The following is a 15,439-nucleotide window of genomic DNA, read 5'->3' as shown; positions in this document are numbered from 1 at the left end:
TAACAAAACATACCCCCAATATCATGAAGAATTTATTTCAGTTCCCATGTAAATACCAGATGTTCTTAATCGCTGTGATGATCAGTGCATTTGGCTTTTCCCAAACCCCCCCGGCACCGACTACAAGTACGGCAAATGTGACCAATGGATGTAACTCGAGTAGAAAGCTTGCCGTGACCTCCAATAAAAACGATTTTTCAGGAGGTATAGTTACCCACAAATGGTATACTACACAGACCGGTAGCCAGACGGCATCACATGATATCGTAGTGCCCGGTTTTCCGACTACGCTATATACAACGGAAAAAACAATGACCCAAAGCGGCACCTATTGGGTGGCAGCTCGGAACAGTAGCGGCCAGGAGAGCGCTCGGACCAAGGTGCAGGTCACCTTTATCACCCCGGATACCACTCCACCCTCGCTAACGCTGAACTACAGCGGGGAACAGTGTGGTCCTACGGCCACCTTCAACATCGGTGCCGGGGGCGGGGGCAGTGGCAGTACCTATAGGTGGTACACTACCTCCAACACCTCGGGTACCCCGGTACATACGGGGAGTAGCTATAACCCCACATTGACCTACAGCGGCAACGGGGATACCACCTTTTGGGTAAGGGCCACTATGACCAGTACCAACTGCTATAGTGGTACCCGCACGGAGACCAAGACCATTACGGTAAGCTTCAAGGATCCCGTACCCACCCCGAACGCCTCCGATGTGGAGGACTGCGGCCCCACCAACTTCAACCTTACCGCGAGCGGTGCCCCTTCGGGAGCTTCCTACCGTTGGTACAATCCCAATGGAAGTGTTGCCCAGACCAGTTCGTCAAGTACCTTTTCCACGGGGACCATAACCAGTACCCGCACCTATCAGGTAAGCATACTGGTGGACGGTTGCGAGGGGACCAAAAGAAACGTAACGGCAATGATCAATGCCCTCCCTTCTGTTCCTTTCGTTACAAATGCAAGTAATCAATGCGATGATACCATTGTTCTAGAAGCGGAATCCGGCACCGGTACCACCGATGCGCATATCTGGTATACCAGTGCCACCGGTTCCGGAACGGTCACCCCCCAGATCGTGAGTCAGGTGGGAGAGTATAGGACGTCCTATACGGTTACGGCGCAGACCCAGAGTTTTTGGGTGGCCGTACGCAACAACGACGGCTGTATCGGCCCACGGGAACAGGTTACCGCCACCTATAGCGACCAAACGGATGTACGGACCCTAAATCTTCGAGACGATTCCCCGGCCGCCATGGATATCTGTGGATCGGCCACCTTTACCTTGACCGCCACCGGCGGGGAGGCCGGCAGTACCTACAATTGGTACGAATCCGTCACTGGGGGATCTAGTGTACATGTAGGGGCTAGTTTTCAACCTACCTTGACCTATGCCGATATGGATGTAAACGGCGAAAAGATCTATTATGTGGACGGTACCTTGATGAACTCCTTCGGTTGTCCTACGAATATCGTGGTAAGGCAGCCCATTAGTGTACGAGTTGATCCCATTCCATTGGTGGCCTCGGGCAATGGCGAAAGCAAATGTGGTACCAACACCTTCACGTTGAGTGCTACTCCAGGCCAGCATGGCAATACCATCCGTTGGTATGATTCCGGCGACAACTATCTGGCTACTGGGCTGACCTATACCACTCCCAGCATAAGTGCTACTACTATCTATTATGCGGAGAGCTATCATACGCAAACGGAATGTTTTGCGGGGACCAAACATCCCATTACCGCCACCATCACCACCGGGATTACCTGGTATTTGGATGCCGATGGCGATGAGCATGCCGTTTCCACCACGGTGGACTGCAACGATCCCGGTCCCGGCTATACCCAAACCGTACTTCCGTTGGACGATTGCGATGATGACAACCAGTATATAAACCCGGATACAGTCTGGTATTTGGATGCGGACAATGACGACCATGCCGTTTCTTCCCAGGTTTCCTGTACCAGCCCGGGTGTTGATTATACCTATGCCATACTCCCTATGGGCGATTGCGATGACAACGACCCACTGATTCAGGATGCCCGGATATGGTATGAGGATTTGGATGAGGACGGCCTGGGGGATTCCGGTAGTGCCAGTGCGGTATTGTGTACCCCTCCCGCAGGTTATGTGGGCAATGCCCTGGATCAGTGTCCCAATTTCTATTCGCCGGGCAATGTTTGTTCCGCTACCGAATTGGCGGACCAGAATTATATCTATACCCGGAATTACCAAGTGGAACGGGCCGGTGCCGTACCCAACGCCAAATTTTTGGAGGATGATGGCTATATTCAGGACATCACCTATTTTGATGGGCTGGGACGGCCTATGCAGCAGAATGCCATTCGCCAGTCCCCGGACAGTTTGGACATCATCACCCATATGGGCTATGACGATTACGGCCGCCAGGACAAGGAATGGCTGCCCTTCCTGGAACCGGACAGTACCTTGGGAAGTTACCGCTTCGGCAATGTGGAAGCGTTGACCAAACAGTATTACAAGAACCGCTATGCCGACGATTTCGTAGGCATCAATGTGGCGGACATCAACCCCTTTGGTCAGCAGGGCTATGAGGCCTCGCCCTTGAACCGCGTGGACAAACAGGCCATGCCCGGGGAGGATTGGAAATTGGGCAACGGCCATGAAAAAGAACTGGCCTACCAGACCAATGTGGCCAATGAGGTCCGCCGTTTTAAGGTCACCCTGGCTTTTGCCGCCAAAACCTATACGCCCACCCTGGTGGAGGACGGTTACTATCCGGTACGGGAGTTGAGCAAGACCATAACCCGGGACGAAAATCATGATGGTACCAGTTCCAAATTGCATACCACCGAAGAATTTAAGGACAAACAGGGCCGTATCTTGCTTAGGCGACATTATGCCGTTTCCGGATCCCCCACTCCGGAGACTACCACCCATGATACTTATTATATCTATGACGATTATGGCAATCTCAGTTTTGTATTGACCCCGGAGATGGAAGGCAGTACGGCCACCCTTGCAATCATCAATACGGCGATGCCAGATCTGGGTTACCGTTATGTGTATGACCATCGTAACCGTTTGGTGGAAAAACAACTGCCGGGCAAGGAAAAGGAATACATCGTCTATGATAAATTGGACCGCCCCATAATGACCCAGGATGCCAATCAGCGGGCTACTGGGGAATGGCTCTTTACCAAGTACGATGCCTTTGGCCGCGTGGCCTATACGGGTAAGGCTATTGAGATGAACGGGGGTACGGCCAAAACACGTACGGAGGTACAGACCGATGCCGAAGGTATTTCCGGTGACCTCTGGGTAAGCCGACAGACTTCGGACCAGAACGCCAATTTTACCGATGACGTAGAAATCTACTATGACAATGGCGCCTATCCGAACAGCACCGGTACAGAGGTCTTGACGATAAGCTACTATGATAGCTATGCCAATATCGATATGCCCACCGGTGCACCTGCCTCGGTCACGCTTTTGGGAAGTGTAGCGACCAATACCACCCAGGTAAAAGGTCTGGCCACGGTGACCAAGGTAAAGGTATTGGATCCTTCGGCGGGCTCAGGACAGGCCGACTGGATTGTTACCCTTACCTATTATGATGACAAGGCACGGCCGATCTATACCTATGGCGAAAACGAATACCTCAATGCCATAGATGTCGTTGAGACCCAGCTGGACTTTGCCGGTAGGCCCCAAAAAATGCGGAGTGCCCATACCAAGAACGGTACCACGATCGTAACAATCGATAATTATACCTATGACCATGTAGGTCGCCTCTTGGCCCAGACCCAATGTATCGGTGACGGGACGCTTGGCGATTCCTGCCCAGGTAGTGGGGGAACGGCCGATTTGAGCCTTACCGGAACTACGGTAAGTACCGAGCAGGTGGCCGGTACCAGTATTACGGTTACCAATGCCACCCTCTTGCCCGGCGCCCATTTGCGAATAGACCCCAATGCCGTAAGCGGAGGGCAGGAACTGATAGTACTGAACGCATATGATGATCTGGGGCTGTTGCAACAGAAAAAAGTAGGCGGGGACAGCCAGGCCAATGTATTGCAATCCACGGGCTTGCAACAGGTAGCCTATACCTATAACGTGCTGGGTTGGTTAAAGCAGATCAATGATCCCGGCAATCTGGGCAGCCAACTCTATGGTTTTGCGCTACAGTACAATGATATTGCGGACACGAGCAAAAAGCTGTACAACGGCAATATTTCCCGAACGGAATGGAATAGCCAAAGCCCCAATCCAAGTGGTAATACGGTAAGTACGGCCTATACCTATAGCTATGATGCGTTGAACCGCATAACGTCCGCCACGGACGATACAACAGACAACAGGTATAGCCTTACCAATGTGCGGTATGACAAGAACGGAAATATTACCGAACTGATGCGGAAGGGGAACCTGGTGGCCAACCCGAGCGGTAGCGCCGATTTTGGCACCATGGACAATCTGGATTACCAATATACGGGCAACCAGTTACAGACGGTAACGGACATCAGTACGGTAGATACCGGCTTTTTGGACGGCAACCCCACTGGAACGGACTATACCTATGACGATAACGGAAATATGATTAGCGACGCCAATAAGGGGATAACCTCCATTTCCTACAACCATCTAAACCTTCCTACAACTATTGTGGTGAATGGTAACGGAAATAACGGAACAATTGCCTATATTTACGACGCCACGGGCGTGAAATTGAAAAAGATTGCGACCGAGGGAAGTTCTGAAGTACATACTGAATATAGTGGAAACTACATCTATGAGGGCAATGCCACCAGTACCACCTTACAGTTTTTCTCCCACCCGGAAGGCTACGTTACACCAGGCGCAATACAAGAGTCTTACGATTACGTATACCGGTATGTGGACCATTTGGGGAACGTACGGTTGAGCTATATGGACGAAAACTTACAGTTAGAGATTGTGGAAGAGAGCAACTATTATCCCTTCGGGTTGAAACACCTGGGGTATAATAGTAATGTCTCCGCCTTAGGTAATGATGTGGCCCAGCGTTGGAAGTTTGGCGGTAAGGAGTACCAAGAGGACATGGATCTGGCGTGGTACGATGTGACTGCACGGAACTACGATCCGGCCTTGGGTAGATGGATGAACATCGACCCCTTGGCGGATCAGATGCGTAGGCACTCACCTTATAACTATGCGTTTGACAATCCTATTTATTTTGCGGATCCTGACGGTATGAAGCCCCAAGGTTGCTGCGATCGTGCAAAAGGTTTCCTTTTGACCATTTCAGACAACGTTTTCGGGACCAATCTCAGGAATAAACACGATACGGGATCGCAAGAGTTCAGGTCCGGTAGGATTGCAGGTCATTCGACTTCAATCGCTATCTCGGTGATAACCACAATAGAGGGAGGTGGAATGACGGCAGCGGGCGGTGCCGGTCTTGTGGCATCCGCTGCGGTGGCCACTACTGGCGTAGGTGCTCCCGTTGGTGGTCCAGGAGCAGCTGCAAGTGGTGCGACCATGGCTGTCGGAGCAGCTGTTACGGCCATTGGTGTGAATACGATGAGCAACACCATTGATAACATGAAGGCCGATTCCAATAAGGGCTCGTCAAATTCAGAAAGAACAAGTAATGATTCCTTAAGAAGAGATAAAAATGGCGAGCCAAAACCCGATCCCGAAGCGGAAGGCACGTCACATACCCAACTTGGAACTAAAGAAGGAAGAAATGGTAATTATAAACAGGCAAGGGAATTTGATTCAGAAGGAAAACCTGTCAGGGATGTTGATTTTACTGATCATGGTCGACCAAATGAACATTCAAACCCTCATCAGCATAAATACAATGAAAGTCAGACAGGGGGTACCCAACAAAGAGGAAAAGCAGAACCTTTAGAAGAATAATTAATTATGAAAAAGATCAAATTAAATGGGACTTCTAATAGTATTTTAAACATCGGTTTAATGGATATTATTAATGAAGTAGAGCTTTCCAACAAAGTTTACTGGAAAATATTGTGGATAGACGGATTTGGTAAAGTTGAAGCAACCCCTATGCAAAAGCTAGAAAATGATATAAATAAGAGCTCTGGAGTTTTTGTTGATTCTTCTTTTCTACAGAAGCTTACGCCCCCTAATGTTCAATTAACCAACCTATTATTAATAGGAGGAGATACAGAAGAGGGAATAAAATCTTACAATTTGGAGAATTATAAGAATGGTTCGTTAAAAGCTCCAAAATACATTGTGGAACTTTGCGATTCTTCTTTTTGGGAATTTGCTTCTAGTGACAGTAAATTGTTAAAAGACATAGAGCGGTTAAACGGTCTTGCAAATTAGGATTAAACTTTTTAAAGCAAAGCCATCCTCATGGGGGGTAATGTTCCAAATTGGCGCTTTTGTAAATTTATTATAAGTATAACTTGATTATCAATGGATTATAAAAAGGACGGGCCTTATAATAAAGGCCTGTCCTTGTCTATCGCCTTTTTGGTAGCTTTTTAGAGACCATTAAATGAGGCTTTGGCATTGCATGGTGTTCCAAATTGGCGCTTGACATTCATCTCATAAAAGTTCTTTGAAGTCCTAATGGTATTCCCGACGCCACCGGTATCAAATTACAAAAAACGGTAACCGATGGAAGTTCTGTGACAACCGATTATGCAGGTAATTTTGTGTATGAAGGTGGAAATCTGCAATTCCTTAACCATCCCGAGGGCTATATTGAGCCGGACGGATCCGGTGGGTACGACTATATCTACCAGTGCAAGGACCATTTAGGAAATATCCGTTTGTCCTTTGCGGATGACAATGGAGATGGTAGTGTAGCTACTTCCGAAATCCGGGAGGAGAACAACTATTATCCTTTTGGGCTAAAGCACATGGGGTACAAAGGTGTGGTAAACGGCCGCAACCACAAGTACGGTTATGGCGGCAAGGAAGAGCAGGACGAACTGGACCTGGCATGGCTTGATATTACGGCTAGAAACTATGACCCGGCTTTGGGTAGGTGGATGAACATAGATCCTTTGGCGGACCAGATGCGGAGACATTCGCCATACAACTACGCCTTTGACAATCCGATATTTTATATAGATCCGGACGGGATGGCACCTTATGCAACAGACGAATTAAATGAAGATGATAATCATGACTTCATTGGTGCAACGGATTTTGGACCGCAACATATTACTTCCACGGTAGTTGATGATACAGGTAGAATAATAGATTATAAGGACGATGGGGATGACAATATTTATCTGAATGAGAGAAGTGCTGAAAATGTTATTGGGAAAGAGCAAAAAGGGAAAAAATACTCAGAAGGAGGATATTTAGAAATTGACGACCTTTTCTCAAGCTCATTAGAAACTTTACCAGAAGGTTTTGTACTCCAATATAGCAAAGATGTTGAAGAATTTGAAATCTCTCCACTTATCGGAGGAATAAAAAATACTGCGAAATACATTGTTTATTTTGTTAAAGGCTCCAAAGGGTTCAGATATGTAGGAATCACTAATAATCTCGCTAGAAGAGCTGCTGAACACCTAAGGACTAGAGGCTTTATAATAGAGCCTTTACTGAAAAATCTAACTAAAGCGGATGCGCGTGCAGTAGAACAAGCACTGATTGAAATTTATAAATTGGGAGGCAAAGAAGGTCAGACAGGACAGTTACTGAATAAGATAAATAGCATAGCTAAAACTAACCCTAAATATGCGGCGGCTCTTAAAAGAGGCTATGAATTATTAGAAACAGTTGGGATTAAATAGATGATTACAATGACAAAAAAGAAGTTAGAATTAGGAGATGTTTTTGAAATAGAAACATCTAAAGGCAAGGGATATTTACAGTGCGTAAAGTTGCCCAAAGACACCTCAGAGGTTGAAAAAGTTAAGGTTTTTTATCATTTACTAGAGCAGAAACCTAAAACAATCAAAGATGTAATATCGGAGGAATTTTACTATGTTGATTTTCCCTTGAGCGCAGCATACAAAAAGAAGATTGTGAGTTTTGTTGAAAATGTTCCCTTGCCCAAAGACTTTTCTTGTCCCCGATATTACAGAACAGAACATATGTTTGATAGCGGATGGCAAATTATCGATTCTAAAACTTGGAAACGGGAGTCGGTTGAAGTACTGACCGCAGAACAAAAAAAAATATCTCCCTGGGGTATATGGAACGATACTTTATTGATAGAAAATTTAGAGAATAATTGGAGGTTGGAAAGTTGGGCTTAATGCGATAATAAGTCAATCTCGGTTATGTTCCAAATTGGCGCTTTTGTAAATTTATTATAAGTATAACTTGATTATCAATGGATTATAAAAAGGACGGGCCTTATAATAAAGGCCTGTCCTTGTCTATCGCCTTTTTGGTAGCTTTTTAGAGACCATTAAATGAGGCTTTGGCATTGCATGGTGTTCCAAATTGGCGCTTGACATTCATCTCGTAAAAGTTCTTTGAAATCCTAATGGTATTCCCGACGCCAACGGTATCAAATTACAAAAAACGGTTACCGACGGAAGTTCTGTGACAACCGATTATGCAGGTAATTTTGTGTATGAAGGTGGAAATCTGCAGTTCCTTAACCACCCCGAGGGCTACATTGAGCCGGACGGATCCGGAGGGTACGACTATATCTACCAGTACAAGGACCATCTGGGGAATATCCGTTTGTCCTTTGCGGACGATGACGGAGATGGTAGTGTAGCTACTTCCGAGATCCGGGAAGAGAACAACTATTATCCTTTCGGGCTAAAGCACATGGGGTACAATGGTGTGGTAAACGGCCGCAACCACAAGTACGGTTATGGCGGGAAGGAAGAGCAGGATGAATTGGACCTTGCATGGCTTGATATTACGGCCAGGAACTACGATCCGGCCTTGGGTAGGTGGATGAACATCGATCCCTTGGCGGATCAGATGCGTAGGCATTCACCCTACAACTATGCCTTTGACAACCCGATCTACTTTATCGATCCAGAGGGTTATGTCACCCCGAGCGCAGTCGAGGGGTATGACTATGTCTACCAATATCTGGACCATTTAGGCAACGTGCGGTTGAGCTATACGGATGACAACGGCCAGTTGGAGATTGTGGAGGAGAACAATTACTATCCCTATGGGTTGAAACATCAGGGATATAATGATGTCATTTCACCCAATGGAAATAGCACGGCGCAGAAATGGAAGTTCCAAGGGGTAGAGTTAGAGGAATCATTAGGTCTTGATTTTTATGAAATGGACTTTAGGAACTATAATCCAGCCATTGGAAGGTTTATATCCATTGACCCCCTAGCGGAAGAACGAGATTGGCTGACACCGTACAACTTTGTACAGAATAATCCGATTTTGAGGGTAGACCCATCAGGTCTATTGGATGACTATGGACTAGACACAGAAACTGGATCATTAGTTCTTTTAAAGGAGACTAATGATGATACGGATACTATTTATACAGGTACTTGGGAACAAAATGATGATGGTGAAGCTGAATTCAAAAAAGACGGTGACAGAAAGACTTTTTCTAAGGAGGCTAGTAATATAAAGGATGTTGCTGGAGAGTTGGATGAAGACGGCATTGCTGAAAACGATATTCAAAATGAAGGTTTGGTATTTAACGAAGGTTTTGAACAAGAAGGCCTAGAGGTTATGGAGTTTATTTCTTTTAGTTCTGAAATAGAACTAAGTGCATGGGAATTTGATACTCCAGAAGTTGAGGGTACTGGATTGGCCATATCTCCATGGTTAGGGAATACTTCCTCTTCTTCAAAAGATGTGGTAGGTCCAAGAAACAGCTCCGAAGTAAAGGATGCGTTCACAGGAAATGTTCTGGGAAGCAAGGTTGCAAAGGTACACACCCATCCAGGTGACCGCAATAATCCTAACTTGGGGTATGGACGTCCTAGTCCTGAAGACAAAACGAACAGAAACAGAGGGGTAAATTCAAAATATCCTCACTTCATAAATTCGCGATATGATGGTTGGAAAGAGTATTAGAAAATGTATATTGGCAACTGTAGTTCCAATGGTGGTGTTTTTTGCCTCTTGTAAAGAGGAACAGTGTGCATTGGATATTTATAGCACGACACATGGGTATATAGATTATTTCAAGAGTAATTATGATTTAAGAGAAATAAACTATTTGGTTAAAGTAACTATCGATTCTTCAAATCAAGATTATTTGGGTTATAGAATCAACGCTTTTTCGTCATTAATGGAAAAAGAAGACGACGTACCGAGTGATTTTGACATTTACTCGGAATTTAGAATAACGTTTCATTTTAAAAAATTGGGGAAATCTGAAAAATTTAAAATGAAAAGAAACTTGGTTGAGAACGGTTTTTATACGTTTGACAATTTACTTATAGACTCCAATTACCCGGAGTGGGTTGTTTTAGAAAATAAAGAGACCAAGTGTTTAAGATTAATAAAGGATGCTTCCTACATGACTTTAGACGAACTAATTAGTTCGTCTAAAGTTCCAAAATCAAAATAATTGTAAAAATTTATACTAGTAAAAAGGTCCCCCGCACGTGGCTTTCATGGTAGTTTTGTTGCTAGTGTTAGCTTTATTAAAAAAGTCAATACGGATAAAGGTTCCTTTGTTAAGATACGCGTAGTAATAAGGGACCATATGACAGCGACTTCAGGTACCAGACTTTCGGCCACAGCAGGTGGGTACGATATAGAAGACCCCACTGCAGTATATCCTAAACCAAATCCTTATGGGCCCAAAGGTCAATTCAGAACGATTAACGTTAACTATAATATGGAGGTTTGGAAATTTATACAAAACTGATTCACATATGAAACGCTTTATTAAAGTAATTACCTTTTCAGTTCTTCTTTTTACTAACATATCTTGTTGGAAGCAGTTAAGACCCGATAAAATCACTAAGGACTTTTATGGAAACTATATATTCCAATACCCCTCATATGAGACGGAAGTTTTGACCATTAATAGAGACAATACTTTTAAACAACAAATTTTTAAGGACGAATCTAGCTTTAGAATAGGAGTAAGTCCCATTTTGAAAAATACAGGTAAATGGTCAGAAGAACCAGATAATACTCTCAGATTTTCCAACTGGCTAAATTATAGTTTTATGTTCCAGGTTGACAGTATCTTGGATAAACCGGATAAAAGTCTATTGCCGAGCGTAATATGGAAAAAGTCAAGAAATGGGTATAGGGAAAAGATTTACATATACTATGAAACAGGATTTGTTTTTGAAAAGGATACTGTTCAATAACTATCCTTAGTGATTAACGGTAGCTTTTCCGAATAGAAAATTTTGTGAGCTTTAGAATTGTATTTCGTTTATCAATGGATTAAAAAATGACGGGTCCTGCAATCAGGGCCTGTCTTGGTTCCCCGCTCCCGCCAGTCTGTGACTGGTGGTCAAATTGCTTTCTTCCACTGCTCAAAGCAGTCTACCGTAGATTTGTAAGAACTGTAATCAAATTCCATGGCTTTCGTATTTTTAACGTATGAGTAGAAATTATAAATTCCATAATCCTTCGGCTGCTTATTTTGTTTCCTTTGCCACGATCCATTGGATCGATGTCTTTACGAGACAGGAGTATTTCAAGATACTGGCGGAGAGTATCAATCATTGTAGAAAGGAAAAAGGGATGGGATGGAACTATATGCCTATTGTTTTATGCCAAGCCATGTCCATTTTGTTTTTCGTTCCGAGAACGAGGACCCCTCCGGGGTATTACGTGATTTTAAGAAACATACTTCAAAAAAGGTTGTAAAGGCGATTGAAGGGAATCCACAAGAAAGTAGAAGGGAATGGCTTTTACAAATGTTCGAAAGAGCGGGCAAGAAAAAGGGCAATGTTTCGAAGTATCAATTTTGGCAACACCATAACAGACCCATTGAATTATGGAGTACTAAGGTCATCAAACAAAAAATCGATTATATCCACAACAACCCCGTGGAATCAGGTTTTGTTACCGAGCCTACAGAATGGAAATACAGTAGTGCCAGAAACTTTGCCGAGGATAAAACCGTTTTGGAAATAGGTGATATTGGTTTTTTGGGATAGCGGTTATGTTCGTTTATCGTATGAGGTGCGCCACCAGTTATAAACTGGCGGTAGCGAGGGGCCAATTTGAGGAAACAACCTTCAAATCTTAATCTGCGTATGGTACCAACAATTTATTTTAAAAGATAATGAGAAAATTAATTCATTTAGGTGTTGTTTGCTTGTTGTATTCTTGTGGAGCATCAAAGATTTTACAATCTGATATGGCGGGAGAATTTTATAAAAAGCAGACTGCAAACAAAACTATTAGTGTTAGCTATAGTCTAAACTTAAGGCCTGATAATACTTTTGTGTTCTCCATAAAGTCTCAAGATGCTAACCCTAAATGTGAAGGCTCTTGGGAGCTGAACTGGCAAAGCGTATACCTAAAATGTAATGAGTCAGATGATATTGGAGAAATATTATCCTCAGGGAATATGCCAGATAAAGAACATAAACTTGAAGTGATAAACAGAAACAGGATAAAGTTTAAAAACGTTGTACTTACTAGAAGATAGTATGGGTAGTGTCCTAAAGTAGCACCTTAACAAATTCTCTAAAGGTGTATACTGATTATCAATGAATCATAAAAAAGATGGGCCTTGTAATCAAGGCCTATTCTGGTTATCGCCTTTTTTGATAGGTTTTTCTGGCCCATTAAACAAGGCCTTGGAACTGAAAAGTGTTCCATTGGCGCTTGGCATAAAAACTTTTAGAACAAAATAAAAGATTAATATGGGTTTAAAAAGAGCATTAACAATAATAATTATTGGATTAATTCTAATATCAATTAGTTATGTTGTTAAAACTGAAAACGATAGCATTCTAGGTAATTGGAAAAGTATTGAATCTGATGACAGTTCTGAGATTCATACTGAACTCTTCATTGATGACGAAACAATTAATGTTTTTTCGGAAGAGGTTAACGAGATAATATTTTCCAATTATTATCGAATAGCTGAAGGAAAATTGTTCGTCCTTGAAGAGAACAAAAAGGATACAATCTTTAGTTTTGAGTTTATTGTTTCAGGAAATAGTTTAAAAATATCCGGTGGTAAAATGAGTTCAGAATACACAAAAATTTTACAGGGTAAAACTATGGAGGATTATATAAATGATAATATCACCAAGGCTGATTATATCAAAGAGTTTAACAAACGAAAACTTATTGGTGTTGAAGAATAAGAGATAATGTAATGCTGTGACCCTAATCTGTGAGGTTTTAATTGTGTGCTGGACATAACCGGGAAATTGAAAGACTAGGGAAGGATAATGTTCCAAATTGGCATGTTGTGAATTTTCTAGAAGTGTAAGATAATAATTAATGCATTACAAAAGGAACAGGCCTTTATTCCAAGGCCTGTTCTGGTTTATTACTCTTTTTATAGCTTTTTAAGGCAGATTGCAAAAGGTTTTGGAAGCGAATAAGGTTCCAAATTGACACTGCTCAAAATTGTTGGCGCAATCTATAAGCCCTTTATAGCGGTTCTTATTCTAATATAAAGGTTACGCAGGGTTTTTCATAGTTCGTCATTTTCGTGACCTCCCATCGAAATCCCTTGCATTTCATCTAAAACCAATTCGTTTTGTAGTATTTTACCCACTATTTTTGTACTTTTATAGCAATTTAGTACTAAAACCAAACCTTGCCTTGAAAAACGTATTCCCCCTGGTTTTTTTCCTAGTTTTTTCATTCGTTTTAAACGCCCAGAAAGAAACCGCCATTTGGTATTTTGGCCACAATGCGGGGCTGGATTTTAATAGCGGGGCCCCTGTGGCCTTAACGGATGGGGCGTTGGACACTGAGGAAGGCTGCGCTACCATATCGGACCCTAATGGCAACATTCTGTTCTATACCGATGGAACCCATGTATGGAACCGTAATCATCAGGTAATGCCCAATGGCAATGGTCTAATGGGGGATTTTTCCAGTACCCAATCGGCTATAATAGTACCCCGGCCAGGTTCTTCTACCTTGTTCTACATTTTTACGGTGGATGATGTTGGCGGTGCGGACGGATTGATGTACTCCGAGGTGGATATGAACCTTAATGGTGGTTTGGGCGATGTTACAGCGGTAAAGAATGTACAGCTCAGGAGTAGGGTAGCCGAAAAATTGACCGCTGTTGAGCATGCCAACGGTAGGGATATCTGGGTATTGGCCCATGAACGGTGGAGCGATACCTATATGGCCTACTTGGTCACGGATATGGGCGTCTCCGCAACCCCGGTCAATACGAATATTGGCGTAGATCTTTCCCAAGCCTATTTACGAGATCAGGCCCTGGGTTATCTAAAGGCATCTCCGGACGGGTCCAAAATAGGTTCCTGCAACTATTACAATACCGTGGAGGTCTTTGATTTCAACAGTGCAACTGGTGTCTTGAGCAACTTGAGAATTGCGGCCGATGATCCTGATGGCGATTACTACGGACTCGAATTCTCGCCGGATAGTCGAATGCTTTATATAACCGATATCTACGGCAGTCTATATCAATATGATACGGAAAGTGCCGATTTGAGGTCAAGCGAAGTACTTATTTATCAACAAATTGGCGATTTTACTGGAGGGCTTCAATTGGCCCTGGATGGAAAAATTTATATGACCCATCGCAATGAGACCCATTTAAGTGTTATCGAGGCGCCCAACAATCCTGGTTTGGCTTGTAGTTTTGTAAAGTTTGCCGTAGACCTCAATGGGAGATTATCGCATTATGGACTTCCTCCTTTTATCCAATCGTTCTTCCTGGTATCCTTTGAGGTGAATCAATTTTGTTCCGGTTCACCTACAGATTTCAAACTAAATTTTACGGAGCCTATTCTCTCGGTAACCTGGGATTTTGGAGATGGCAATACCTCTACGGAGGAAAGTCCATCCCATATATACGTCAACTCAGGAAGCTATACCGTTAACGCAACGGTCACCTCGGCCTCCGGGACCAGAATTGAGTCGGAAGTAATTACCATCTATGAAACACCAACGGCTAACCCGGCGGCGGACTACGAGGTCTGTAGCTTGGCCGCGAATTACGAATTCGACCTGTCCACAAAGGATGCGGAGGTTTTGGGCGCACAGCCCGCTACGGACTTTACGGTGGCCTACTACCCAAGCTTTGCGGACGCCCAAGGCGGGACAAACCCTTTGCCGACGATGTATGTGAACACAGATCCCGTAGAGACCATCTTCGCCCGTATCTCGAACAATGGCAATACCGCCTGTTACGATATAACAAGCTTCGATCTCGTGGTAAAACAGGCCCCGGTACTGCATCCGGTAACCGATCGGACGGTCTGCGATACGGACACGGACGGGCTTTTTGACTTCGACCTCTCCACCAAGGACAATGAGGTACTGGACGGACAGGATCCGGCCGATTTCTCGGTAAGCTACCATACTACCCAAGCAGATGCCGATAACGC

At 43.9% G+C, this 15,439-nt stretch carries 11 protein-coding genes and 1 pseudogene; all 12 read left to right on the top strand.

All coding sequences use genetic code 11. From position 1 onward, the window contains the following. Positions 1-23 precede the first annotated feature (23 nt). Positions 24-5,888: an Ig-like domain-containing protein gene (locus D7Z94_RS24995; protein WP_158594731.1), complete on the top strand. Its 5,865-nt coding sequence runs from the start codon at positions 24-26 to the stop codon at positions 5,886-5,888. 6 nt (positions 5,889-5,894) lie between these two features. Next, the gene (locus tag D7Z94_RS24990) at positions 5,895-6,323 is read left to right on the top strand and encodes a hypothetical protein (protein WP_120714401.1); all 429 of its coding nucleotides are present in this window, start codon (positions 5,895-5,897) and stop codon (positions 6,321-6,323) included. Between the two features lie 308 nt (positions 6,324-6,631). Next, the gene (locus D7Z94_RS24985) at positions 6,632-7,753 is read left to right on the top strand and encodes an RHS repeat-associated core domain-containing protein (RefSeq protein ID WP_120714400.1); all 1,122 of its coding nucleotides are present in this window, start codon (positions 6,632-6,634) and stop codon (positions 7,751-7,753) included. Positions 7,754-7,762: 9 nt separating this feature from the next. Beyond that, positions 7,763-8,221, top strand: a complete 459-nt coding sequence (locus D7Z94_RS24980; protein WP_147416008.1) for a hypothetical protein — start codon at positions 7,763-7,765, stop codon at positions 8,219-8,221. Between the two features lie 292 nt (positions 8,222-8,513). After that, positions 8,514-9,983, top strand: a complete 1,470-nt coding sequence (locus D7Z94_RS24975; protein WP_120714398.1) for an RHS repeat domain-containing protein — start codon at positions 8,514-8,516, stop codon at positions 9,981-9,983. Continuing rightward, on the top strand, positions 9,961-10,482 hold the full coding sequence (locus D7Z94_RS24970; protein WP_120714397.1) for a hypothetical protein: 522 nt from the start codon (positions 9,961-9,963) through the stop codon (positions 10,480-10,482). Before D7Z94_RS24975 ends, D7Z94_RS24970 begins: the two co-directional genes overlap by 23 nt. Positions 10,483-10,620: 138 nt before the next feature. Then, a complete protein-coding gene (locus D7Z94_RS25730) occupies positions 10,621-10,785 on the top strand; it encodes a hypothetical protein (RefSeq protein ID WP_158594730.1) in 165 nt (54 codons plus the stop codon). A gap of 7 nt (positions 10,786-10,792) precedes the next feature. Then, on the top strand, positions 10,793-11,239 hold the full coding sequence (locus D7Z94_RS24965; protein ID WP_120714396.1) for a hypothetical protein: 447 nt from the start codon (positions 10,793-10,795) through the stop codon (positions 11,237-11,239). Between the two features lie 238 nt (positions 11,240-11,477). After that, a pseudogene (locus D7Z94_RS24960) lies at positions 11,478-12,040 on the top strand (REP-associated tyrosine transposase). Between the two features lie 128 nt (positions 12,041-12,168). Continuing rightward, positions 12,169-12,537, top strand: coding sequence for a hypothetical protein (locus tag D7Z94_RS24955; protein WP_120714395.1), 369 nt, complete (start codon positions 12,169-12,171; stop codon positions 12,535-12,537). 217 nt (positions 12,538-12,754) lie between these two features. Next, positions 12,755-13,204, top strand: a complete 450-nt coding sequence (locus tag D7Z94_RS24950) for a hypothetical protein (protein ID WP_120714394.1) — start codon at positions 12,755-12,757, stop codon at positions 13,202-13,204. 466 nt (positions 13,205-13,670) lie between these two features. Then, on the top strand, positions 13,671-15,439 hold a 1,769-nt coding region (locus D7Z94_RS24945), incomplete at its 3' end, for a PKD domain-containing protein (RefSeq protein WP_147416006.1).

It is taken from the genome of Ulvibacterium marinum (genome assembly GCF_003626755.1).
Lineage (GTDB): Bacteria > Bacteroidota > Bacteroidia > Flavobacteriales > Flavobacteriaceae > Ulvibacterium > Ulvibacterium marinum.
Note: the sequence above shows the minus strand (reverse complement) of the source record. Positions and strands in the feature narration are given on the sequence as shown.